This window comes from Vibrio sp. Sgm 5, assembly GCF_026241575.1.
Taxonomy (GTDB): Bacteria; Pseudomonadota; Gammaproteobacteria; order Enterobacterales; family Vibrionaceae; genus Vibrio; species Vibrio jasicida.
The window spans coordinates 115799-138924 of the sequence record NZ_JAPHPY010000010.1 but is presented as its reverse complement, the minus strand read 5'-3'; the positions used below and the strand labels follow the sequence as shown (position 1 = coordinate 138924).

Genomic DNA, 23126 nt, shown 5'->3' with positions numbered 1-23126 from the left:
CCGTCTTTATGGCAATTAGTCTGTGAGTGTCACGTCCGTCTGTGGAATAGCGCAACATGCGAGTACTTTACCCATCGCACGCTCCTCAGCACTTATCGCAGGGACATCCGGATGATCGACCTGCCCTGATTCCATTTGAACCTTACAAGCACCACACAAGCCCGCTCGACAGCTGTTGCTAATGCTTTTGCCTGCATTTTCAACTTGTTCAAGCAATGTCTGCTGGTTGTTTCCCATCAACTTAAAGCCGTTGAATTCAATCTCAACACTTTTCTCTGGCTTGGCTGTGGTAGCCGCAACGCCGAATGCTTCTTGATGATAGTTGTCTTCCGGCAGCCCTTTCTTGAATAGGAGGTTTTTCGCCTTTTGCATAAAACCATCAGGACCACAAACAAACACCTGTCGCTGCTCAACGTCTTTGATCTGCTTGATATGAGACAGGCTAATGCGTCCTTTCAGGCCAAACCAATCCACTGCTGGCTGAGTTAAGCAAATCTTCACATCTAATCCCGGATGCTGACGTTTTAGTTCATCGAGCTCCTCTTTGCATGGAATATCAATCTCGCTGCTGCACTGATGGTAGAACACCACATCATCGAGTTGGTTGTGATCAGCCAAGTAACGAACCATCGACAGCATAGGTGTTACGCCGCTACCAGCAGACAACAAGAGTAGAGGTTGAACTGAATGCTCTTTTAGGTGGAATTGGCCATCTGGCGTTTCAGCTTCAAGCACATCACCCACTTGTAAGTTGTCGAGAAGTGCATTAGAAACGCGACCACCAGAAACACGCTTGACCGAAATTGCGTAGCGCCCCGGGCGAGAAGGGCTAGATGACAAGGTGTAGCGACGCCCTACTTTCTTGCCTTCGATATCCACTTCGATAGGTAAATGCTGACCCGGTAAGTACGTTGGTAACTGACCTTTACTTGGCTCAAGCCATAAGGTTACGAAGTCGCGCGCAATCTCTTCTCGTTCAACACAAGTGAGCGTCATTCGATGAGGAGAGTTATCCGGATAGAACTCTGGCTCTTTGTATTCCAGCACTTCGACTTTGTCACCAGAACGAATAATGCCTTCATTAAGAGCAACAAGGTTTTGGCCAAAGAATACACCGCCACGCTCATTCGCGCGGAACTCTTGCAGTGTTTTGAGTGGCTCTTTGCTTTCTCGGAATGTACCGCGTTGAGTGTTAACGGTGGTTAAGATGCAACGCTCACAAGGTTTTACAGATTCAAATTCGACTTCACCAATGCGAATACGTTTCCATGAGTCTTCTTCAAATGGCTTGGTGTCAGATACCACTAGGTTGGTTCGGAATTGATCCATTGAGTGCTGCTCAGAGCTTCTGCGATTTAACTCTTCCAGTGACGCTTCACTGATAACAAGCACTGGATAACCATCGGCAAAGCTAACGCTGTGACCCAACTTCTCTCTTACACGATTGGATTGCTCACCAGTAAAAAGTAACTCAACACGAAGACCTAACACTTTACTAAACCAATCATCCGCTTCGTCAGTGGTGGTGTATGCAGTAAAACTGTCTTTCCAAACCGTTGCAGGTGCTTCCTGCATTTTGAAATCTTGATAGCGAATCTTTAGTGGCTCTTCACCAAGGCTAGTAAACACCACACCATCGGGCAATAACGCTGACTTAATGGTCACCATTTGCGGGAACTTTCGAGCGGTCACCATTGAGCCATCTGATGTCGCAATCATAAATCGACGATCAAAACTCAATCCTTGTTTTTCTACCCAAGCGGAAGATAAGGCGACACCTCCGACTGATTTGACTGGAAAAACATTAATTTGGGACAAAAATGACTGCGACATGGCTTTCTTCCTAACGATACTTTTTAATTATTGGACTATCATATCCTCATACGTTTGATGACCCAAGTGCCTATAAAACATCTATTTGTCTAAGGTATCTTCAGTGCGCGGCAATCAACATCGTTGGAATACCGACTTATGCGTCTCATTTTATGAACAGAGTCCCATAAATTTGCATATTCCTGACGAAACAGGATTGCCAAAAAGTGATATAGCGCACATAATTCGCCAACTTTTTGACACCTTTAAATAACCTATCCGGAGCATAGACCATGGATACTAATAAACTGATTCTAATTCTACTTTGTATCTTCCTTCCACCAGTGGCGGTTTACATGGAAAAAGGTCTAGAGAAAGACTTCTTCATCAACCTTATCCTGACGTTCTTCTTCTTCCTACCAGGTACGATTCACGCACTTTGGTTGACGATGAAGTAACCACCTGAGCTCCTATCGTAAAGAAATGTGAAAAATGGGATGAAATGAAAGTGCAATTCCACTATCATCCTGTCGCCTAAGCGCAAGCGTTTGCTCTTGAGGTAAATGCAGCGTTTAGGCTCCAATCACAACTTTATTAATGGTGGGAGCAATTAATGACAACACTGACTATTACTCGTCCTGACGACTGGCACGTTCACTTACGCGATGGTGACGTTTTAAAAGATACCGTTCGTGATATTAGCCGTTACAACGGCCGCGCACTGATCATGCCAAACACCGTCCCACCTGTTACCAATACTGACATGGCGCTAGCCTACCGTGATCGAATCCTTGCTGAACAACACGGTGAGCAATTTGAACCTCTTATGGCGCTTTACCTGACAGACAACACAACACCTGATGAAATCCGTAAAGCAAAAGCAAGCGGTCACATCGTTGCTGCTAAGCTATACCCAGCAGGTGCAACAACAAACTCAGACTCAGGCGTAACAGACGCGAAAAATATCTACCATGTATTCGAAGCGATGGAAGAAGTTGGCATGCTTCTTTTGGTTCACGGAGAAGTAACACACAATCACGTTGATATCTTCGACCGTGAGAAGGAATTCCTTGATACGGTTCTTGCTCCTATCGTCAACGACTTCCCTAACCTAAAGATCGTTCTTGAGCACATCACGACCGCGGATGCGGCTAATTTCGTAAATAACGCTTCTGACAACGTTGCAGCAACTATCACCGCTCACCACCTGCTGTTCAACCGTAACCACATGTTAGTCGGCGGTATTAAGCCTCACTTCTACTGTCTGCCAATTCTTAAGCGCAATACCCACCAACAAGCGCTTATCGAAGCAGCAACAAGCGGCAGCAAGAAATTCTTCCTAGGTACGGATTCAGCACCACACGCAAAAGGCGCAAAAGAGTCGGCTTGTGGTTGTGCTGGGTCTTACACTGCACACGCAGCGCTAGAGCTTTACGCTGAAGTCTTTGAGAATGAAGGCAAGCTAGAAAACCTAGAAGCATTCGCAAGCTTGAATGGCCCTGATTTTTACGGCATCGCTCGTAACACAGATACCGTCACGCTAGAAAAAGCAGCGTGGGATGTACCAGAAACAATGCCATTCGGCAGCGACATCGTTGTGCCAATCCGGGCAAATGAAAAAATTGAGTGGGAAGTGAAGTAATCACCCTCAAGACATGAAAAAGGGTCATGCCCCCATATTCGATATGGAAAGGCATGACCCTTTTTTTGGGCTTCAATATAGCCTCAACAAACTGAATTCGCGCTTATTTACCGCGAACCTTTTCAACAACCGTCCAAGCAGCAACCACAATCAAGCCAGCGATTACCCCAATCACACCGTTAAGCAGTGTCGGTACGATCGCCGTTGCAATCGTGTGACCACGGAAGTCCATAATGATAGGTTCAATCAGATGATGAATTGCAGGGACGTTATGAACAACAATACCGCCCCCAACCAAGAACATTGCTGCAGTACCAACAATCGCAAGCATCTTCATCAATTTCGGTGCGAACGCTACTAAGGCCCCACCGAGTTTGGCTTTCAGACCTTCGCCATTGGATTTACGCTCTAGATAGAAGCCCAAATCATCGAGCTTAACAATGCCAGCCACTAAACCGTAGACACCGATGGTCATCAAGATCGCAATCAGGCTTACTACCAAAATCTGTGTCACGATACTTGTTCCTGTGACGGTGCCTAACGCAATCACGATGATTTCAGCAGACAAAATAAAGTCAGTACGGATCGCGCCCGCCACTTTTCTCTTCTCATACTCTTCTACGGATTCCCCCGTCTCAGAGGACTCTTCCGCGTGATCTTCATGCTGATGAGCGTGAGGGAACAGTTTCTCTAAGATCTTTTCTGCGCCTTCAAAACAGAGAAACAAACCACCGATCAAGAGTAATGGCATGATCAACCAAGGAATAAACGCACTAATAAGCAACGCCGCAGGCACTAGTATCAACTTGTTTTTAAATGAACCTTTCGCGACCGCCCATACCACTGGAATTTCTCGTTCGGCAGCAACGCCCGATACTTGCTGCGCGTTTAGCGCTAAATCGTCGCCCAATACACCAGCGGTCTTTTTCGCCGCTACCTTTGACATCAATGCGACATCATCCAATACAGCTGCAATGTCATCCAACAGTGTTAGTAAACTTGCTCCAGCCATTTATTTATCTCTTTTATGGAATTGAATAAGTAACAAAATGTAACACCATTAAATCACTCAGCAAAGTTATGATTCTGCAAAGAATAAGGTCACAAATTGTGTTTTGTGTTGATGTGGCTTTGAGACAGGACTAGTCTTGTCTTACCTTTCAAGCACACAAAAGAAAAGTATAGATGAAAAGCGGATACACTTACCCAATCGGTACCCCAGGTCAGCCATGGGGCGAAGCAGAACGCAGAGCTTGGTGTGAGCAACGTGATGTAAAACGTAGCTACCAAGAAGAAGTCGTGACAAAAATTGATGCCCTTCGCGAGCGTTTTGATGTTGAGCAATACGGCGCACTTTCTTACGACGAGGCACGCTTCCCTCTATTTTGTATCAAGACTCGTAACTGGGATGCAGCAAAACCTGTTGTTTTAGTCACCGGCGGCGTGCACGGCTACGAAACAAGTGGCGTTCATGGCGCACTGAAGTTTGTTGATACACAAGCAGAACGTTATGCAGAACACTTCAACATTGTCGTTGCGCCATGTGTTAGTCCTTGGGGTTACGAAGTGATTAACCGCTGGAACCCAAATGCGATCGACCCAAACCGCTCTTTCTATGCAGATAGCCCTGCGGAAGAATCAGCAAACTTGATGAAGCTGGTTGCGACCTTGGGTGATGTTCTAATGCACATCGACCTGCACGAAACCACCGATTCTGATGAAACTGAATTCCGCCCTGCACTTGCGGCGCGTGATGGCCTTGAATACATCGAAGGCATGATCCCAGACGGTTTCTACACGGTCGGTGATACAGAAAACCCGCAACCTGAGTTCCAAAAAGCAGTCATCGAGTCAGTAGCTAAGGTAACGCACATTGCACCTGCTGACGATAAAGGCGAAATCATTGGCTCGCCAGTGGTGCAATTTGGCGTCATTAATTACCCAATGGTGAAACTGGGTTTGTGTGGCGGCGTAACCAACTGCACTTACGGCACCACAACCGAAGTTTACCCAGACAGCCCGAAAGTGACTGATGAGGAGTGTAACGATGCTCAAGTTGCAGCAGTTGTAGGCGGTTTAGACTACGTGCTCGCTCAGCTATAACAAGCGGTTCTTATATTGCTCCGGTGTAATGCCGGAGTATTTCTTGAACATGGCAATAAATGGACTGGCTTGGTTATAGCCCAACGTCAACGCCACCTCTTTTACTGTTTGTCCTTTTCTTAATAGCTCCATTGAGTGCAGATAACGAACTCGCAATCGCCATTCAGTAAAACTCATCCCTAACTCACTTTGGCAATGACGAGCTAACGTTCGTTCAGTGGTATGCACCTTTTCCGCCCACTCCCCCAAACTAATTTCATCCGTTGGCGCTTCTTCAACGGCTTTAAGAATGGGTTCCAGATATTTGTTATCTGTGGTTGGCAAGAAGTGATGCTCAACCTCTTGCTTCGCTAACTGATCAAGCAGTACCTGTACGATGCGTTTGTCTTCTTCACTCTTTGCCACGTTAATGTCGCGCTGACGAAAGTCTTCCACAATTGCAGACACTATTGGCGTTACCTTGATCAGACTGGTTTTAGACGGGAAGTGCTGCGTTAGCTCTGGTGCGATATTTAAAGAGCAGTATTCCAATGGCTTACGGTTATAGCTGGTATGACGAATTCCAGCCGGCACCCAAATAGCCAGATGTGGTGGTGCTAAAAAGCGTGTGTCTTCTGCATCCATTTCTAGAATGCCGCCACTTATCAACTGCACTTGTCCCCAAGGGTGACTATGAATCCGAGTTTCAGTATTCGACAGAAAGGCTTCAAAATTCATAAACACATCTGATGGTGCTTGCTCAATTGATAATGAAGGATGAAGATTCCTCGTGCTCTTTTTCAAAATTGTCTTCCTATCGCTTACTATGTCTTTCCAGAGATACTTTTCATTATAAAGACCTGTCAGACTAGCGCCATTAATTATTGTGCGATGAGGTTCTCATGGTTTATTTGCTTCCGTTTTTTACTGTCATGATTTGGGGTGGGAATTCCATCGTAAATAAAATGGCAGCAAGTGCCATCGAACCTAGTGCAATGAGTTTCTACCGTTGGTTTGTCGCTATGGTGCTTCTGACGCCATTTTGCCTACATGCCGTAATCCGCCAACGTCATGTCATTCGTCCTTACATGACGAAGCTAGCTTGCCTTGCTCTGCTCGGAATGGTGTTAAACCAATCGTTAGGCTACTACGCAGGCTTGACTACCACGGCTTCCAATATGGCGCTAATCACATCTTTGGTGCCACTTATAAGCGTATTTTTGAGCGTACCTTTACTTGGTAAATCTATCTCGATGTTGAGCGTCGCAGGTGGTGTCATTTCTCTAGCTGGCTTAGCGTTTATGCTCGGACATGGTGATATTACCTACTTCCTACATCAAGATATGACACAAGGTGACAGCTTGATGCTTCTTGCTGCCCTTTGTTACGCAATTTACTGCGTGTTACTTAAGCGTTGGAAAATGCCATTCAACAGTATGACTCTGGTTTACATGCAGGGCTTTTTTACGCTGATAATGCTTACCCCACTTTGGCTTAGCAGCGACCAGTTACTACCAAGCCAAAGCGCCCTACCCTTAATTGCTTATGCGGGTATTGCTGCTTCTATCTTCGCACCTTTAATGTGGGTGAAAGCCATCGATTTGATTGGCGCGGATTCTAGTGCCATGTTCATGAACCTGATGCCTGTGGTCTCGGTAGCTTTAGCTTCGACTATGCTCGGCGAAGAAGTCCATGTGTACCACATTATTGGCGGCATGCTGGTTATCTCTGGCGTTATCTTGTCGCAGGTTAAGATTCGAAAGAAGGTGCAATCGCCAAGCCCAGATTTGCCGCCTGCGACATCGTAATTCAATCCCTCAAGCCACGGTATCTTCCGTGGCTTTTTGTACTCCGCACCTTTTACTGCTCAGGCTGACAGAAAAGTTAATATTTTGTTGCGTCTCCTATTCCAGAATGAATTCCTTGCTGATACATTGAGTCTAATAACAACGACAACAATAAAGGAATGACAGATGAGCAGTGGTCAAAGAGATATTACCCTTCGTTTTCTTGCTGAACCCGGGGACGTAAACTTCGGTGGTAAAGTGCACGGTGGCGCCGTAATGAAATGGATCGACTTGGCCGCTTACGCGTGCAGCGCGGCTTGGAGTGGCAAGTACTGCATCACAGCGTATGCGGGTGGTATTCGATTTGTCGCGCCGATTCATGTCGGTAACTTAGTCGAAGTCAGTGCCAAAGTTATCTACACAGGACGCAGTTCAATGCACATTGCTATCGATGTACAAGCCTGCGATCCCAAAGAGTTAAAAAACCGCCTTACGACACATTGTATCGTTATCATGGTTGCAGTTGATGAAGACGGAAAACCAACCGATGTACCAAAGTGGATTCCTGAGTCGGATGAAGACAAAGCACTAGAACAATCGGCTATTCGCTTGATGAACATGCGTAAGCAAATTGGCGAAGAGATGGAAGCGCACGTTAAGTATCTCAAATAACTCACGTCGCTCAACAAAAGTAAGCGTTTGCCCCCTTGCTGTGTGAAGCAATGTCATGGTTGTGTCATTCGCTTCGCACAAGCGTCAAATTGTCATAAATCTTTCACTTTGATTTGCTTAAATCCAAGCACAATTTTGCTATTGGATAGAGTTTGGATCTTGAGATTGAAAGAGACCACATTAAGCGAAGACACACTCACTAATTTGAAAGCCGTTGAATACCAGTGGGTAAGAACGATGTATGTCGAAGGATATAACGAAACAGAGATTAATCATTACATTCAAGCTTGCTTTGGTGGTGATTCTACTTTTGCTGATTTATTTCGTCGCGTTGCGCTGCAACAAGAGAGCTTATATACCTTGCTTCAGTACGTAGGTTGCGCTCCTTCAAGCCGAGAGTTTTAATCTCTCCCAACTCCCTGATAGCCCTTTCGAAAATACCCACAGATTATTTATGTGAAGTGATACGCATGGCATTCCGGCTCAACTGTGTAATCCATTGCAAAGCCGCTAATCTCTACCTGCATTAAGAAAATAAACCTCGTGAACGACGGGCATAAAAAAACCTGAGTCAAGACTCAGGTTATGGTTACAAGAAACTGTTAGTGATTAAAGCGTAAGGAACTAAGCTAACAGCCAGCTATGCGTAACGCCAATTAAAGCGAGATATTACTGATCGGCGGCCAAACCAAAAGTGTAATATCGATTGCTAAATATAAGGGCGACCTAATGGTCGCCCTTTTCTAGTTATTCTTTGGTATTTTAGTGACCAACCAAGATTAACCTTTCACACCACCAGCCGTTAGACCACCAACAAGCCAGCGTTGCGCCAGTAAGAATACCGCTGTGATTGGTACAGCTGAAAGCACTGCTGCTGCTGCAAAGTCGCCCCATAAGTAGTTCTGAGGGTACAAGTACTGCTGCATACCAACCGCAAGAGTGTACGAGTTTACATCAGATAGCAGTAGTGATGCTACCGGAACTTCGCCTATCACCATGATAAATGACAAGATAAACACTACCGCAAGAATTGGCACTGACAGTGGAAGTAGTACCAGACGGAATGCCTGCCAAGGCGTCGCACCATCGAGCGCTGCTGCTTCTTCTAATGAAGAATCGATGCTTTCAAAGTAGCCTTTGATTGTCCATACGTGAAGAGCGATACCGCCTAAGTAAGCGAAGATCAAACCACCATGCGTGTTCAAGCCTAGGAACGGGATGTACTGACCTAGTTTGTCAAACAATGCGTATAGTGCAACCAATGCCAATACCGCTGGGAACATTTGGAAGATCATCATCGCTTTCAGGATAGTGTTCTTACCTTTGAACTTCATACGAGCAAACGCGTACGCTGAAGTGGTCGACAGAGCCACAATCAAGATAGCTGAGATACCACCAACTTTTACTGAGTTCCACAGCCAAGTCATGACTGGGAATGGAGGCGGTGTAACCGACCCATCTGCGTTTGTAACTGATATGCCTAGCGCTAATTTCCAGTGGTCTAGCGTAGGGTTGTCTGGGATAAGGCTACCCGTTGCAAAGTTACCTTCACGGAATGAGATCGCGATGATCATCAATAGAGGGAAGATAATCAGCGCTAAGAACGCCCACATTGCGATATGCGTAGCCCAAACACGATATTTTAATGACTTGCCTTGTACCATTGCCATTGTTCTGTCTCCTTAATCCTGAGCTACTTTAGTAACACGTAGGTTCAATAGTGCTAGCGCGCCAACCAATAGGAAGATAAGCGTTGCAACCGCACTTGCTAGACCGAAGTCTTGACCGCCAGCGCCTTCAAATGCAATGCGGTACGTGTAGCTTACAAGTAAGTCCGTGTAACCTGCCGGCTCCGATGTGCCAATCATGTTAGGACCACCACCCGTCAATAGCTGGATAAGTACAAAGTTGTTGAAGTTAAACGCGAAGCTAGCGATCAGCAATGGCGTTAGTGGCTTAAGCATCATCGGTAGCGTGATGCGAGTAAAGTTGGTGATGAAGTTTGCGCCATCAATAGCTGATGCTTCATAGAGGTCTTCAGGAATGGCTTTTAGTAGACCCATGCAAAGAATCATCATGTAAGGGAAACCTAACCATGTGTTAACCACTAAGATCATGGTTTTCGCCATGAATGGATCAGAGAACCACGCAGGGCTAATACCAAACAACCCTTCTAACAACATGTTGATCTCACCAAAGCTCTGGTTGAAGAGACCTTTAAAGATCAAGATAGAGATAAACGCTGGTACCGCATACGGAAGAATAAGCAGTAATCGGTATGCAGAGCGACCTTTCAAGGCTTCCCACTGAACGACACTTGCAAGTACTAGACCGATAACCAATGTACAAACAACGGTCAACGCAGAGAAAACAATCGTCCAGATAAAGATGCTGATGAACGGCTCTTTGATACCATCATCTTTCCAAACACGTTCAAAGTTGTGCGTACCGATGTTTACCACGAAACCTGGAGAAACCGTGTTACCTACAAACTGACCATTTTCGTCTACTGGTTGGTAGTAACCCACATCCATATTTGGACGTAGTGTCTCTTGGGTACGATTGTTGTATAGCGTCTCACCATCGTCTTGCAGCGTGTAAAGCGGAACAACAGCCGCAAACTTACGAAGACCGCTCATACGAATATCATCGCCGTTTGGCAGGTGTAAATCAACACCACTCAAAGCACTGCGGTTTTTAACGATCGTTTTAATCGGCTCTTTATCGCCCGTCGCTTCCGTGATTGGCGCTAAATCTAAGTCTGTCGCAGAGAAGCCTTGCAATTCAAAGGTTGGTGTTGCTAAAAGCGCCTCACCTTTCTTCACTACAATTTGATGACCCTGCTCAGTTTTGTACAGAGTGAACGGGTAGCTATCACCACTTTGGTACGTTCTGTCCATTAAAACGGTCTGCGCACGGTCAAAAGAGAGTTGGTTTTTTGCGCTGTAGTTAGTGAATGCGAGACCTATGGTATAAGCCAAAGGGAAAAGGATGAATAAGATCATCCCCGCAATACCTGGGTAGATATAACGATGAGCGTAGGTCTTTTTACTACCAAAAATAAATAGCGCTAAACCGGTAAGAATGAGCGTAAGGAGTGCAAACGCAATCTCACCACGAGAATACATAAGGATTGTTGCGTAGCCATTGATAATGCCGACTGTGCCTAATAGTGCCCACTTGATAAACACTTTTTTGCTGCTCGGAAGGCTGGCTTCTGGTGCTGTCATAGCATTTGTACCTTGAACTGACTGCATAGGGAACCTGCTAGCGAATATAGGATAAAAGTAGAAAAGTAAGGAGAGGTTGCCCCCTCCTTAAAAAGGGTATTACTGAATTATTTAGTCATTTGTTTTTCTGCATCTGCTAGAGCAGCATCTACAGTTTGACGACCGTCAACAACGTTGATGATAGCGTTCTTAGCAGCACCCCAGAATGCGTTCATTTGTGGGATGTTTGGCATGATTTCGCCGTTCATCGCATTGTCCATTGTTGCAGCGATACGAGTATCTGAATCTAGCTCTTTTTGGAATGAGTTTAGAGCAACCGCGCCAAGTGGCTTATCGTTGTTAACCATACGTAGACCGTCGTTAGTCAGTAGGTAGTTCTCGATGAACTCTACTGCTAGGTCTTTGTTAGGTGATGCAGTGCTGATACCAGCAGTTAAAACACCAACGAATGGCTTAGAAGATTGACCTTGGAATTTAGGTAGTGTTGTTACGCCGTAGTTCACACCAGACTTCTCGATGTTGCCCCATGACCATGGGCCATTGATAGTCATTGCTGCAGTGCCTTGGTTGAACGCAGACTCAGATACTGAGTAATCCATATCCGCAGAGATAACGCCTTTGTCTACAAGACCTTTCACGAAGTTCATTGCGTCTTTCACGCCTTCGTTCGCAATACCAGCATCTTTAACATCGTAGCCAGTTGAAGTGTACTTGAATGCGTAACCGCCATCAGCCGCCATTAGTGGCCATGTGAAGTACGGTTCTTTTAGGTTCCACATGATTGCAGACTTGCCGTCTTTCTTAAGTTTCGCATCTAATGCTGCAACCTCTTCCCATGTTTTAGGTGGGTTTGGAACAAGGTCTTTGTTGTAGATAAGAGATAGAGACTCAACCGCTACAGGGTAGCCGATCAGTTTGCCGTCGTAACGAACTGCATCCCATGCGAAATCAACGATGCCTTCTTGAACCTCTTGAGAAGGTTTGATTTCAGCAAGTAGACCAGCTTCTGCATAACCACCGAAACGGTCGTGAGCCCAGAATACGATATCAGGACCATCACCTGTCGCTGCAGTTTGAGGAAACTTGTCTTGTAGGCCGTCTGGGTGAGCCACTGTAACTTTGATACCAGTGTCTTCTTCAAACTTCTTACCAACCTCTGCAAGGCCGTTGTAGCCTTTATCACCGTTGATCCAGATAGTAAGTTGTCCTTCTTCGATGGCAGCGTTTGCACCGAAAGAGCCCAGAGCAACAAGAGTACCTAGTGCTGCAGCGCTTAATTTTTTCATGTTCGTATCCTTTTTATATTTTTGATGTAGGGCTAGTCCATTGAGGTTCAGCCGTATTTCGACATATATCATCTGAAATAATCCCATATGTCTCATCATCCTAATCCCTACGCCCTTGCAATTATGACGTATTTTCGTGATCTGAATCGCCAAGGGTTAGAGACTCAAATCACAAAATGAATACTTCCTGTGATCGGTTTCAACTTTAGGTCACGCAATAATGTGATTTCCGCCCAACTCTCCCTCTACTCCTCCTTTTTGCCTCCTCCCCGCCTACTCCCCCTACAATTATTTCCACTAGGAGGATGTAGCAATGAGCACAATCTTAGAAACTGCAGTCATCCAAGAGTGGATGGTAAGAACCCTTTCCCAGCAGTACCTACCCTATAGGTTAAAAGATTTGCTGGTTTTGCATTGCCATACGAGCGGAATTGTCATTATTGGTGTTGTTTGTGGTAATTATTTCACGGGGGAGACAACACGAATAATGTGGGGGAGAGAAACTCGTATTTGGCTATGGTGGGTAACGCTCCTGTTCAGGACATTTTGGAGCGTTACCCTGTTTTTCTTACCAATCCCAATAACTTACCGATTCCTACTGTTACTGCTCGCTAGAAAATTCATATAATGATGAGCGGTGAAAAATAAAAATTGATCGAGGACGAGCTACATGGCGAGTGTCACGTTAAAAAATGTTTGTAAAGCGTATGGCGACGTACTGATTTCTAAAAACGTAGATCTAGAAATCCACGAAGGCGAATTCGTGGTTTTCGTTGGTCCATCAGGTTGTGGTAAATCTACCCTTCTACGTTGTATTGCCGGTCTTGAAGACATTACATCAGGTGATTTGTATATTGGTGACGAGCGCATGAACGACGTAGAACCATCCAAACGTGGTGTTGGTATGGTATTCCAGTCTTACGCTCTTTACCCACACCTAAATCTATACGACAACATGTCGTTTGGTCTTAAGCTGGCAAAAGCGGACAAAGCGGAAATCGATAAGCGTGTTGAGCACGCAGCGGAAATTCTTCAACTGGGTCACTTGTTGGAGCGTCAACCAAAAGCACTATCTGGTGGTCAACGTCAACGTGTCGCCATCGGCCGTACGCTTGTTTCTCAGCCAAACGTATTCCTTCTTGATGAGCCACTATCAAACCTAGACGCCGCGCTTCGTGTAAACATGCGTGCGCAAATCACTAAGCTACAACGCCAACTAGGCTGTACCATGATCTACGTAACACACGATCAGGTAGAAGCAATGACAATGGCAGATAAAATCGTGGTTCTTGATGGCGGTTACGTTTCTCAGGTTGGTAAACCTCTGGAGCTTTACCACTATCCACAAAACCGCTTTGTCGCTGGCTTCATCGGCTCACCAAAAATGAACTTCATGAGTGTATTCATTGAAGAAGCCGAAGCAGAGCGCGTAAAAGTACAACTTTCTAATGGTGTGTCGTTCTGGATTCCAGTCGACGGCACAACAGTTAACCGCGGTGACCGTATGTCACTAGGTATTCGTCCAGAGCACCTCATTGAAGCAACAGAAGCTGACGCAGCAATTCACGGCGAAGTGATGATTGTTGAAAAACTTGGTAATGAAACTCAAGTTTACTTGAACCTTGAAGGTGCTGACGCAGATGTTATCTACCGCCAGCCAGACACGTTACCAGTTGATACGGGTGACAAGCTTGAAATCGGTATCCCAGCGCATCGATGCCACTTATTCCACAGTGATGGTCGTGCGTGTCGCCGCCTACATAAAGAAAATGGCGTAGACGTAGAATAAAATCTCTTTCACCTTTGCTTGCTACCAATCCCTCTCACTCGAGAGGGATTTTTTATTTCAAAACTATCGTATTAATTTCTCACCTTAAAAATTAATCCAATAGACAATGTTCATCGTCAAACATTAGTTACCTTATCTTACTCCCTGATTAGTACTTTTACCCACCAACCCCCAGTAAGTATTACGTTTTTCCTAACCTGTAAATATTAGCCTAAGGTCTAAATTTCATTCTTATTTCCACTTACCCAAACAGTGCAAATTTTTAAACTTGTTTCGGATATATAAGGGCTCTAGCCCAATCTATTACACAAGCCTTAACAATATAAAGCGTTAACGACACGGATATTGAGAACGACACTCAATGGCGGTAGCGTGTCTAAAGGGAAACTTAAGTTATGAAACACAAAGGACTTATTCGTTCGCATGAGGTGGAGTTTGCTTTTCTATACCGCCTGATTGATCTCGTTGTCATTGTGTCATTTATGCTGCTACTCGTAATGAATGACGTTAACACCTCTATTGAGAAAGACTACGTAATCTTATCATTCGTCGGTAGCATCTCATTTCTGATCATGGCTGAAAGCGGCAAGTTATATCGCTCATGGCGTACAAGCTCGTTCAAAGAGCAAATCTCTATCACGTGCATATCTTGGCTCGTTACCTGTACCTTCCTCTTTATGGTTTTGTACTTCTCTCAAGTTCATCAACTATTTGATAAAAATCTATTAGTCGTTTGGTTCCTGCTTACACCTATCCTCCTTTTATCTTGGCGAAGCGTGTTTCGCGTCGCTTTAGCCTACATGCGTAAACTAGGCTACAACACCAGAACAGCAATCATCATTGGACAAACCCAACATGGTTTAACTTTGGCGAATGAACTAGAAAACCACTCTGAACATGGTGTGCTGTTCGATGGTTTCTACGACGAACGCTCAAAGGACCGCTTACCTACGTCAGACTACCCAATCAAAGGCAACGTAAGTTTAGCGCTGGAACGAGCGAAACGTGGTGAGGTCGATTACGTCTATATCGCCATGCCAATGCATGCAAACGAGCGTATCGCGCTATTCCTCAATCAGTTTTCTGATACGACAGCTAATACTTATCTCATCCCTGATTTCTTCACTTATAACCTGTTGCACTCACGTTGGGATCAAATCGGCCAAGTACAAACTCTAAGCGTTTTTGATACCCCCTTCGCAGGGATTTCATCTTGGATTAAACGCCTAGAAGATATTGTTCTCTCTAGCATTATATTGCTTCTAATTTCTCCAGTACTGCTCGCCATTTCAGTCGGGATTAAGCTGACTTCAAAAGGCCCAATCATCTTTAAACAGTTCCGTTACGGGTTGGATGGTCGAAAGATTGCAGTTTGGAAGTTCCGTTCAATGACAACGATGGAACAAGGCAACGATGTAAAACAAGCCACTAAAAACGACCCTCGTATTACGCCTTTCGGTGGATTCCTTCGTAGAACTTCACTCGACGAACTTCCTCAATTTATCAATGTTCTTCAAGGTACGATGTCAATTGTCGGACCTCGTCCACACGCGGTGTCACACAACGAAGAGTATCGCCAGATTGTCGATCGCTACATGCTGAGACATAAGGTAAAGCCTGGTATTACCGGCTGGGCTCAAATTAATGGTTATCGAGGTGAAACAGACACTCTAGATAAAATGGAAAAGCGCGTTGAATTCGATTTGGACTACATCCACCACTGGTCAGTATGGATGGATCTCAAAATCATTTTCTTAACCATTTTCAAAGGGTTTACAGGTTCCAATGCGTATTAAATTAATCCCAATAAAGAAAGCTCCTGTCATCGCAGCTGTTACCCTCATCTCGGCAGGGACATCGGCTGAACCGATGGCCTACAAAACAGACTCCGGCATTGAGCTTATTCCTACCGTTGGTTTGTTTTACGAAGGTAATGACAACATCAACAAAGCCGATAGTGGTGAGAACATAGAATCAGTCAACATATGGGGCGTAGAACCTGCTTTGCTGGCCAAAATAGAGCGTAATCAATACCGAGCAAACCTACTCTATAAGCTGAGTGCTGGGTTTTCTTCTGATGATCAGAATGACTACGATGACCACTCCTTTCAGTTTACTAATTTCTTTGAATTCAATCGTCGCAACCATCTTGTTATCGATTATCAATTTCGAGCTCAACATGAAGAAAAAGGTGAGGACTTCACTGAGGGTCAAGGCTCCTTACTGATTGATCCTGTTGAATTTCATCGCAATGACCTGAGAACAAACTATGTATTTGGTTCTGAGGGTTCAAAAGGAAGGTTCGAAGCTGGCATTGGATATCGAGACAAAACTTACCAAAACTACCGTGAAGGCTTACCCGGAAAGCGAAGCTCAAAGACGAAGTACAACGACTTTCGTTCACCAAATGCCCATTTAGAATTTTATCTACGTGCAACACCGCGAACTTATTGGCTAGTAGGCACTCAACAAGCGAACACAGACTACCTGTCAGACAACCCTTCCTCACCTTCAAAAGACAACTATTCCGGCTTCTACTACACCGGAGCTCAGTGGGAAGTAACAGGTAAAACTAAGGGCATAGCCCGCTTGGGCTATCAGGTTAAGAGCTTCGACAGCGATGAGCGAGAAACCTTTGACGGATTGAGTTGGGACATTGGTTTGGAGTGGCTCCCACAAGAGCAAACCCTATTTACGGTCAAAACCAACCAAGCGGCAGTTAGCCCTGACCAAGACGGCGATTACAACCTTCAAACACGCTACATATTAGATATAAAACACGATTGGAACAGTTACCTAACAACACGATTAGGGGCTTTGTACCAACAAGATGACTATACCGGTATCACTCGAAATGAAGATCGCTACGCCCTCTCTGCGGGACTCGATTACCACATAAAGCGGTGGGTTTTACTTCAAGCTGACTGGCGATATCAGGACAAGAATTCCAATTGGCAGAATTATAGCTTTGATCAAAACATTTGGGCTCTTAACGCTCGATTTTCTTTATAACAAGGAACGTTAATGAAACTTTTAACCACTTTGTTGAGTTTCGTACTCACCTTGTTCAGTGCTCCGACGTTTTCGGCTGCTAACGAACAGGATTACCAATTAGATACTGGCGACACGATTTCAGTCCAAGTGTATGGCGAAGAAGACCTCACCATTAAAAATATCCTTATCACGTCAGATGGCTACTTTGATTACCCATACCTTGGGCGTATTAAAGCAATCAACAAAACACCAAAACAACTGAAGTATGAAATCGAGACTGGGTTAAAGGGAGATTACCTCATTAATCCAAAGGTGATGGTCACCATCAACAGTTTCCGATTGTTTTATGTCAACGGTGAAGTGAGAAAACCTGGGGGCTTTGAATATCAACCAGGATTGACCATCGAAAAAGCGATAGCTCTCGCAGGTGGGTTAACGGATAGAGCCTCCCGTAAAGGCATCAACCTTACTCAACACAATACGGGTAAAACCGTGGAAAGTGTCAGCATGCAACGTTCTGTTGAACCTGGTGACATTGTATTTATCGATCAGAGCTTCTTCTAAATGACAGGCAATTCAATGAACGGAACTCAAGCAAATCATATCCCTTCGAATCACGTTGAGCTAATTCGGTTCGGGCACCACTTCAGAACCCTGAAAAAGAACTGGTTAAGTATTCTTGCTTTTACCATTATCTTTTCTCTCACCTGCACTTGGTATATCTATTCAAAGAAGTCGGTATACCAAGCAACGGCAACCCTACTCATCCAAGAAGAGCAAAAAAGCGCCCTCTCGATCGAAGAAGTGTATGGGGTTGATACCACAAAGAAAGAGTACTTCCAAACTCAAATCGCGATACTGAAATCCAACCACATCGCCGATAAAGTCATCACTCAACTCAACCTAACTAAGCACCCAGAATTCACCAGTGCTAGCGGTATCAAGCAGAAAATTGATGAAATAAAAGCGATTCCTTTTGTACAGGATTTACTGCACGTCGCACCAAACCCCAAGGAAACATCCCAACACAGCAAACCGTACTATCAAGCGCTACAAACTTTTAAAAGAAAGCTTGAGATTGAGCCTGTTCGCAATACCCAATTGGTGAAGATTCGTTTTCGCTCCACCGACCCTCAACTTGCAACCACCGTTGCAAACGCTGTCGGTCAGGCTTACATAGATGCAAATTTCGAAGCTAAACTGGTTGTCACGCAAAATGCGGCAACATGGTTAACCAATAACTCGCAGAAGTTAGAAGAACGCCTTAGAACCTCAGAGCAGGCTCTGCAAGAATTCTTGATGCAAGAAGGGCTAATCGACATTAATGGCATCGATGACATCTATGCTAACGAACTGGAAGAACTCAACCGAAAACTCAACACTGCTGTCAACAACCGAATAGAAGCACAAACATTAATTGAGCTCCTTAAGCGAAAGTCCTCACAGGATTTGGATAGCTTGTTATCTATTGATGAGTTTGCCAACCAAGCGCAAATACGCGATTTAAAACTATCTGAAGCACAAGCGGCGAAAAGCGTATCGGAATTATCACAACGCTACGGCCCGAAACATGATCGTATGATTCAAGCTCAGGCGCAGCTGACATCTATCCAAGCAAGAACGCAGCGACTGATACGTGAAATTTCTTTTAGTAAGCAGCAAGACTTGCTCGCAGCAAAGTCACAAGAAGATCTTTTACGAGCTGAATTGGATCGTAAAAAGTCAGACTTCCAAATGCTTGGATCTCAAAAAGCACGTTACGAGCAACTCAAGCGAGAAGTGGAATCCAACAAAGATCTTTACGAAGCGTTTTTGAATCGTGAAAAAGAAACGAACGCGACAAGCGATTACAAAAATGTCACTGCGCGATTTACTGACCCAGCTATTGTGCCACTCTTCCCTATCGCCCCACAGCGCATGAAGTTGGTTCTAATCGCTACTTTCTTCGGGTTTGCAATTGCTTGCGCGCTTGTGATTCTTTTAGAAACACTTCGCGAAGTCATTCGAACTTCATCTGATGTTCAAGATAAACTTGGCGTCACGTGCCTTGGTACCATTCCAAAGGTCAAAAAACGTAACCTCAGACAAGGAGGCGTTACCTACTCGGCTTATTTAGACCAAGATGAAAAACTGTTTAGTGAAGCTTGCCGCTCGGTAAGAACATCCTTGTTGTTAAGGCTTACGAATACCAATCAGAAAGTACTGCCTTTCACCTCTGCAATACCAGAAGAGGGTAAGACATCCACCAGCATCAATATGGCCGTATCCTTTTCAACGATGGAGAGAGTACTGCTTATTGATTGTGACTTGCGCAGACCATCACTAGCAAAACGATTCAATATTCCAGAGTCAAATCCTGGCCTCACAAACATCCTGACTATGGACGCCCCTTTGAGAGATTGCATTGTACGAAATGAAGAAGCGAATTTAGATGTACTGCCGGCAGGGATCATTCCACCTAACCCACAGGAGTTACTGGCATCAGACCGCTTCGATAAATTGTTGAGCCATCTAAAGGACAAATACGATCGCATCATTATTGATACGCCACCATTGCTGTCTGTTAGTGACGCCTTAATCCTAGGTCAACAAGCTAACGGTCTGATCACGGTTATCCGTTCAGAATCCACTAAAGCATCACTGGTTAACATAGCGTTATCCAAACAAATTCAACACTCGATACCATCTCTTGGTGTTCTTATCACTCAGGCGAAATCTAAGGAAGGAGAAGCGCTTTATGTCCAAAAATACGCCTACTAATCATTCTATGCAGTGGTATCAGATTCTTAAAAGCCAAGAAAAACCGATCCTTATTTATCAGATGGGTAAAGTAGGTTCGAGCGCACTAGAAAAATCCATTCCAAACTCGCTTCATTTACATGATTTGATGTCAATTGAAGCAGGAAAGCAGATTTCACCCGTGCGGGCACAACTCCATAAGCCCGTCACTAACCTTGTTAAACGCACATTAAAACGAGCTGTCATGTGCAATATGCTCAAACGTAAGGAACAAGTCCGTATTATTTCCTTAGTTCGTGAACCTGTTGGACGAAACGTCTCGATGTTTTTTCAGTCGTTACCGTTTTGGATGGCAGACAAGTACCTCAAAGATGACAGCGCGGTACGCTCTGAGCGTCCTCAGTTACTTCATGAAGCATTCGAAGAGCATGTTAATCACCAATATCCTCTTGAGTGGTTCGATAATGAAATCAAAGCACTGACAGGCATTGATGTTTTTGTTCAACCATTTGATCACCAACTTGGTTACCAGACTTATCAAAATCGTAATTTTTCACTCATGGTGGTTCGCATCGACAAGCTGGATCAATCGCAACAAGCGATCAGCGAGTTTTTGCAACAAGATGTAGAAGTTGTGCATGAAAATCAGGCCGACAATAAATGGTATTCACCGTTGATTAAAGAGTTTAAAAGCTCATACCAACCCAAACCTGAATTCGTCGAAGAAATGCTGTCCTCCAAGTTAACACAACATTTCTTTACCGCACCAGAAATCGAAACGTTGAAGAAAAAATACTTAACGGCTTAACCATGACAACAAAAATACTACACATTATCAATGACCTATCTAAGAATGGTGGTGCACAAAAGTTTCTCGTCGATCTCGTCATGGAACACGGGCCAGAGTATGAAATCAAAGTCCTAGTATTATGCGATGACAACGACTATTTGGATCAACTTTCCGCACAAGGAGTCGTTTGCTTCAACTGGCAAGCACTCTCCCTTAAAGAAAGGTGGTCGGTATTGCGTTGGCCAGATTTAGTGCACGGCCATCTTTACCCCTCAATCTACCTTGCTTTATTGGCGTTTGGAAAAAAACGTATTCAAACCGAACACTGCTCTTACAATCGTCGTCGCGACTACCCACTATTTAAATTCTTAGAATACATCCTTTATAGAGGCCATGACCTGACTGTCAGCATCAGTGAAAAAGTGCAAGAAGAGTTGGTTAAGTTTATGCCTCATTATCAACACAAATATCGTGTGGTTCACAACGGAGTAGACCTTGAACGCTTCCCGATGAAGGTGAAAACTGAGAACCAACTTGCTCAGAAAAGCGTGATTAACATCGGTATGGTTGGCCGACTGCATGAACATAAGGATCATGAAACGCTTATCCGTTCTGTTGCACTATTGCCTCACAATTATGAGCTACACCTTGCTGGCGATGGAGCAAAGCGACATGAATTAGAGTCGTTGTGCCAACAACTCAATATTGTAGAGCGTGTTCATTTTCATGGCGTAGTTTCTGATATCCCCGCCTTTCTTTCTAATATGGACGTTTATGTCCAGTCATCACATGTTGAAGGCTTTGGTCTTGCTGCGGTCGAAGCGATGGCGGCAGGTTTGCCTGTACTTTCTTCTGATGTACCCGGGCTGGATGAGGTCATGGGTAACAAGGAATATTTGTTCACTGTCGGTGCGTCAGAGCAGTTAGCAGAAAAGATCGCTCAACTATGCAACACGACCGGACTCTACGACCACGCCAGTGAATATTCCGTGAATCGTGCCAAGCTATACACAATCGATAAATTCCGAGATGGTTACTATGGTCTTTACCAGCAACTCTGCACCAGCAAGTAACCGTGTATCGCTGCTTGCTGCGATTACCCTAGCTCTATTCTTCGTGCCGATAAAGGTTGGATTAGGAGGGGTTACTTTAGCACCATCAGATATTGCGAGCTTGCTGTCGCTGGGATTTGCTGCACTGGTTGTCCTTGAAGGAAAAGCGCATAAGTTGTTCCACCCTGAAATTGGATTCTTGCTGTTGTTTACCGGCTACGTGTTTGTTAATGGCATGCTGAATCGCGTACCTATCTTCTCCTTAATCACAGAGACCGTTCAATGGGTTGCAATACTCAGTTTATTGGGGGTGTTATACGCCTATGGTGTATTTAGCGATGAACGAGTGATGGTGTACTTCACCTATTGCTTGCTGATCATTTGCGCTCTCGTCGCAGCGTGGCACTTTGCGCAAGGTTACCACAGCGGTTTTAAACTTCTTGGCGTCAGTAAATACGCTTTTGGTGTTCTTTGCTCCCTTCTCTATTTATATCGAGCACGAATCAAAGCTTTTCCTGTTTTAATGCTGCTTGCGTTTGCTCTACTGCTCATGTCGCAAGAAAGGAAAGCACTGCTAGGTTTCTGTTTGTTAGTCTTCATCGACCAGCTTTTTGTTAAACGATTAATCCGTCAAACCCTCAACGAAACGTATGCATGGATGGTGTTACTCGTTAGCACTTTGATTATCTTAGCGACGATATCCGCCGCACTCTATTTTGGGTTTGAACAATTGGCGGATAAGCTTGAAATAACCCAAGAGGACATTCTGTTCGCCAACCAAAGTGAGGCTCGCTGGGTTTCCAATTTACACCGTAAATTACTGTTGGCAAACGGCCTCGACATCTTACTTGAGCATCCTATTTTGGGCGTCGGAGCAAAGATGCTGCCTCATTATATGATTCATTATTTCAACTACGACGAGTTGGCTATTTATACCCACAATTTCATTCTCGACACTTCAATAGAGTATGGCTTACTCGGCATTGTCTTACTATTTGGTGGTTACTTCCACTTTATGAGGCAATGCTTCAAGACATTGAAAGTAAACAGAAAAAGCTTATTGCTTTCTATTTACGCTCTGGTGATGGTTTTTTTCGTCGCGGTGAATACCACCATCATTTTAATACTTTTACTACCCGTCATGATCAGCAAAAAACGGCATTATAGTCGTCAGATAGAACCTCTTAAACAACCTGATCATAACGATCAAACTGAATTACCGATTCCGCCTATAACCAACAACTAATCACA

At 44.6% G+C, this 23126-nt stretch carries 20 protein-coding genes; 14 read left to right on the top strand and 6 right to left on the bottom strand.

Going from position 1 to position 23126, the window contains the following annotated elements; genetic code table 11:
• Positions 1 to 15 precede the first annotated feature (15 nt).
• Positions 16 to 1833 carry a hybrid-cluster NAD(P)-dependent oxidoreductase gene (locus OQJ86_RS08300; RefSeq protein ID WP_265987448.1) on the bottom strand — a complete coding sequence of 606 codons (1818 nt, stop codon included), beginning with the start codon at positions 1831 to 1833 and terminating at the stop codon, positions 16 to 18.
• Between the two features lie 272 nt (positions 1834 to 2105).
• On the opposite strand from OQJ86_RS08300, the gene OQJ86_RS08295 reads away from it, so the two are divergent.
• Positions 2106 to 2270 carry a YqaE/Pmp3 family membrane protein gene (locus OQJ86_RS08295; RefSeq protein ID WP_005453437.1) on the top strand — a complete coding sequence of 55 codons (165 nt, stop codon included), beginning with the start codon at positions 2106 to 2108 and terminating at the stop codon, positions 2268 to 2270.
• Positions 2271 to 2425: 155 nt separating this feature from the next.
• On the top strand, positions 2426 to 3454 hold the full coding sequence (gene pyrC, locus OQJ86_RS08290; protein WP_054755179.1) for a dihydroorotase: 1029 nt from the start codon (positions 2426 to 2428) through the stop codon (positions 3452 to 3454).
• 103 nt (positions 3455 to 3557) lie between these two features.
• Here pyrC and OQJ86_RS08285 read toward each other — a convergent pair whose 3' ends face one another.
• On the bottom strand, positions 3558 to 4466 hold the full coding sequence (locus OQJ86_RS08285) for a DUF808 domain-containing protein (protein WP_042604378.1): 909 nt from the start codon (positions 4464 to 4466) through the stop codon (positions 3558 to 3560).
• Between the two features lie 173 nt (positions 4467 to 4639).
• On the opposite strand from OQJ86_RS08285, the gene OQJ86_RS08280 reads away from it, so the two are divergent.
• Positions 4640 to 5557, top strand: coding sequence for a M14 family metallocarboxypeptidase (locus OQJ86_RS08280; RefSeq protein WP_265987447.1), 918 nt, complete (start codon positions 4640 to 4642; stop codon positions 5555 to 5557).
• Here the strand turns inward: OQJ86_RS08280 and OQJ86_RS08275 are convergent.
• A complete protein-coding gene (locus OQJ86_RS08275) occupies positions 5552 to 6340 on the bottom strand; it encodes an AraC family transcriptional regulator (RefSeq protein WP_038893499.1) in 789 nt (262 codons plus the stop codon). The genes OQJ86_RS08280 and OQJ86_RS08275 overlap by 6 nt on opposite strands.
• 98 nt (positions 6341 to 6438) lie before the next feature.
• On the opposite strand from OQJ86_RS08275, the gene OQJ86_RS08270 reads away from it, so the two are divergent.
• From OQJ86_RS08270 to OQJ86_RS08260, 3 genes are all read left to right on the top strand, one after another.
• Entirely contained in the window at positions 6439 to 7344 is a 906-nt protein-coding gene (locus tag OQJ86_RS08270; protein ID WP_265987446.1) for a DMT family transporter, read from the top strand.
• 165 nt (positions 7345 to 7509) lie between these two features.
• The gene (locus tag OQJ86_RS08265) at positions 7510 to 7995 is read left to right on the top strand and encodes an acyl-CoA thioesterase (protein WP_038867221.1); all 486 of its coding nucleotides are present in this window, start codon (positions 7510 to 7512) and stop codon (positions 7993 to 7995) included.
• Positions 7996 to 8154: 159 nt separating this feature from the next.
• The gene (locus OQJ86_RS08260; RefSeq protein ID WP_038877777.1) at positions 8155 to 8400 is read left to right on the top strand and encodes a hypothetical protein; all 246 of its coding nucleotides are present in this window, start codon (positions 8155 to 8157) and stop codon (positions 8398 to 8400) included.
• Positions 8401 to 8774: 374 nt separating this feature from the next.
• Here OQJ86_RS08260 and malG read toward each other — a convergent pair whose 3' ends face one another.
• The 3 genes from malG to malE all read right to left on the bottom strand — a co-directional run bounded on the left by malG (position 8775) and on the right by malE (position 12511).
• Positions 8775 to 9665, bottom strand: coding sequence for a maltose ABC transporter permease MalG (gene malG / locus OQJ86_RS08255; RefSeq protein ID WP_020194055.1), 891 nt, complete (start codon positions 9663 to 9665; stop codon positions 8775 to 8777).
• A gap of 12 nt (positions 9666 to 9677) precedes the next feature.
• The gene (malF, locus tag OQJ86_RS08250; protein ID WP_038867214.1) at positions 9678 to 11252 is read right to left on the bottom strand and encodes a maltose ABC transporter permease MalF; all 1575 of its coding nucleotides are present in this window, start codon (positions 11250 to 11252) and stop codon (positions 9678 to 9680) included.
• A gap of 80 nt (positions 11253 to 11332) precedes the next feature.
• A complete protein-coding gene (malE, locus tag OQJ86_RS08245; RefSeq protein ID WP_038877780.1) occupies positions 11333 to 12511 on the bottom strand; it encodes a maltose/maltodextrin ABC transporter substrate-binding protein MalE in 1179 nt (392 codons plus the stop codon).
• A gap of 670 nt (positions 12512 to 13181) precedes the next feature.
• Between malE and malK the strand changes: the two genes are divergently transcribed.
• From malK to OQJ86_RS08205, 8 genes are all read left to right on the top strand, one after another.
• Positions 13182 to 14300 carry a maltose/maltodextrin ABC transporter ATP-binding protein MalK gene (gene malK / locus OQJ86_RS08240; RefSeq protein WP_038867207.1) on the top strand — a complete coding sequence of 373 codons (1119 nt, stop codon included), beginning with the start codon at positions 13182 to 13184 and terminating at the stop codon, positions 14298 to 14300.
• Between the two features lie 395 nt (positions 14301 to 14695).
• On the top strand, positions 14696 to 16096 hold the full coding sequence (locus OQJ86_RS08235) for an undecaprenyl-phosphate glucose phosphotransferase (RefSeq protein ID WP_038867206.1): 1401 nt from the start codon (positions 14696 to 14698) through the stop codon (positions 16094 to 16096).
• Positions 16086 to 17312, top strand: a complete 1227-nt coding sequence (locus tag OQJ86_RS08230; protein ID WP_038867204.1) for an outer membrane beta-barrel protein — start codon at positions 16086 to 16088, stop codon at positions 17310 to 17312. Before OQJ86_RS08235 ends, OQJ86_RS08230 begins: the two co-directional genes overlap by 11 nt.
• 12 nt (positions 17313 to 17324) lie before the next feature.
• Positions 17325 to 17858, top strand: a complete 534-nt coding sequence (locus OQJ86_RS08225) for a polysaccharide biosynthesis/export family protein (RefSeq protein ID WP_038867203.1) — start codon at positions 17325 to 17327, stop codon at positions 17856 to 17858.
• Positions 17859 to 20054 (top strand): GumC family protein, encoded by a 2196-nt coding sequence (locus tag OQJ86_RS08220; RefSeq protein WP_038867201.1) that lies wholly within the window; start codon positions 17859 to 17861, stop codon positions 20052 to 20054.
• Positions 20032 to 20841, top strand: a complete 810-nt coding sequence (locus OQJ86_RS08215; RefSeq protein WP_038867200.1) for a putative capsular polysaccharide synthesis family protein — start codon at positions 20032 to 20034, stop codon at positions 20839 to 20841. The genes OQJ86_RS08220 and OQJ86_RS08215 overlap by 23 nt, the downstream gene beginning before the upstream one ends.
• A gap of 2 nt (positions 20842 to 20843) precedes the next feature.
• Positions 20844 to 21896 (top strand): glycosyltransferase, encoded by a 1053-nt coding sequence (locus OQJ86_RS08210; RefSeq protein ID WP_038867199.1) that lies wholly within the window; start codon positions 20844 to 20846, stop codon positions 21894 to 21896.
• The gene (locus OQJ86_RS08205) at positions 21862 to 23121 is read left to right on the top strand and encodes an O-antigen ligase family protein (RefSeq protein ID WP_038867198.1); all 1260 of its coding nucleotides are present in this window, start codon (positions 21862 to 21864) and stop codon (positions 23119 to 23121) included. The genes OQJ86_RS08210 and OQJ86_RS08205 overlap by 35 nt, the downstream gene beginning before the upstream one ends.
• Positions 23122 to 23126 lie beyond the last annotated feature (5 nt).

Bases quoted from the DNA above. Each gene is read 5' to 3' on its own strand.
- OQJ86_RS08300 (WP_265987448.1), bottom strand. From the start codon at position 1,833: ATGTCGCAGTCATTTTTGTCCCAAATTAATGTTTTTCCAGTCAAATCA.
- OQJ86_RS08295 (WP_005453437.1), top strand. From the start codon at position 2,106: ATGGATACTAATAAACTGATTCTAATTCTACTTTGTATCTTCCTTCCA.
- pyrC (WP_054755179.1), top strand. From the start codon at position 2,426: ATGACAACACTGACTATTACTCGTCCTGACGACTGGCACGTTCACTTA.
- OQJ86_RS08285 (WP_042604378.1), bottom strand. From the start codon at position 4,466: ATGGCTGGAGCAAGTTTACTAACACTGTTGGATGACATTGCAGCTGTA.
- OQJ86_RS08280 (WP_265987447.1), top strand. From the start codon at position 4,640: ATGAAAAGCGGATACACTTACCCAATCGGTACCCCAGGTCAGCCATGG.
- OQJ86_RS08270 (WP_265987446.1), top strand. From the start codon at position 6,439: ATGGTTTATTTGCTTCCGTTTTTTACTGTCATGATTTGGGGTGGGAAT.
- OQJ86_RS08265 (WP_038867221.1), top strand. From the start codon at position 7,510: ATGAGCAGTGGTCAAAGAGATATTACCCTTCGTTTTCTTGCTGAACCC.
- malG (WP_020194055.1), bottom strand. From the start codon at position 9,665: ATGGCAATGGTACAAGGCAAGTCATTAAAATATCGTGTTTGGGCTACG.
- malF (WP_038867214.1), bottom strand. From the start codon at position 11,252: ATGCAGTCAGTTCAAGGTACAAATGCTATGACAGCACCAGAAGCCAGC.
- malE (WP_038877780.1), bottom strand. From the start codon at position 12,511: ATGAAAAAATTAAGCGCTGCAGCACTAGGTACTCTTGTTGCTCTGGGC.
- malK (WP_038867207.1), top strand. From the start codon at position 13,182: ATGGCGAGTGTCACGTTAAAAAATGTTTGTAAAGCGTATGGCGACGTA.
- OQJ86_RS08235 (WP_038867206.1), top strand. From the start codon at position 14,696: ATGAAACACAAAGGACTTATTCGTTCGCATGAGGTGGAGTTTGCTTTT.
- OQJ86_RS08230 (WP_038867204.1), top strand. From the start codon at position 16,086: ATGCGTATTAAATTAATCCCAATAAAGAAAGCTCCTGTCATCGCAGCT.
- OQJ86_RS08225 (WP_038867203.1), top strand. From the start codon at position 17,325: ATGAAACTTTTAACCACTTTGTTGAGTTTCGTACTCACCTTGTTCAGT.
- OQJ86_RS08220 (WP_038867201.1), top strand. From the start codon at position 17,859: ATGACAGGCAATTCAATGAACGGAACTCAAGCAAATCATATCCCTTCG.
- OQJ86_RS08215 (WP_038867200.1), top strand. From the start codon at position 20,032: ATGTCCAAAAATACGCCTACTAATCATTCTATGCAGTGGTATCAGATT.
- OQJ86_RS08210 (WP_038867199.1), top strand. From the start codon at position 20,844: ATGACAACAAAAATACTACACATTATCAATGACCTATCTAAGAATGGT.
- OQJ86_RS08205 (WP_038867198.1), top strand. From the start codon at position 21,862: ATGGTCTTTACCAGCAACTCTGCACCAGCAAGTAACCGTGTATCGCTG.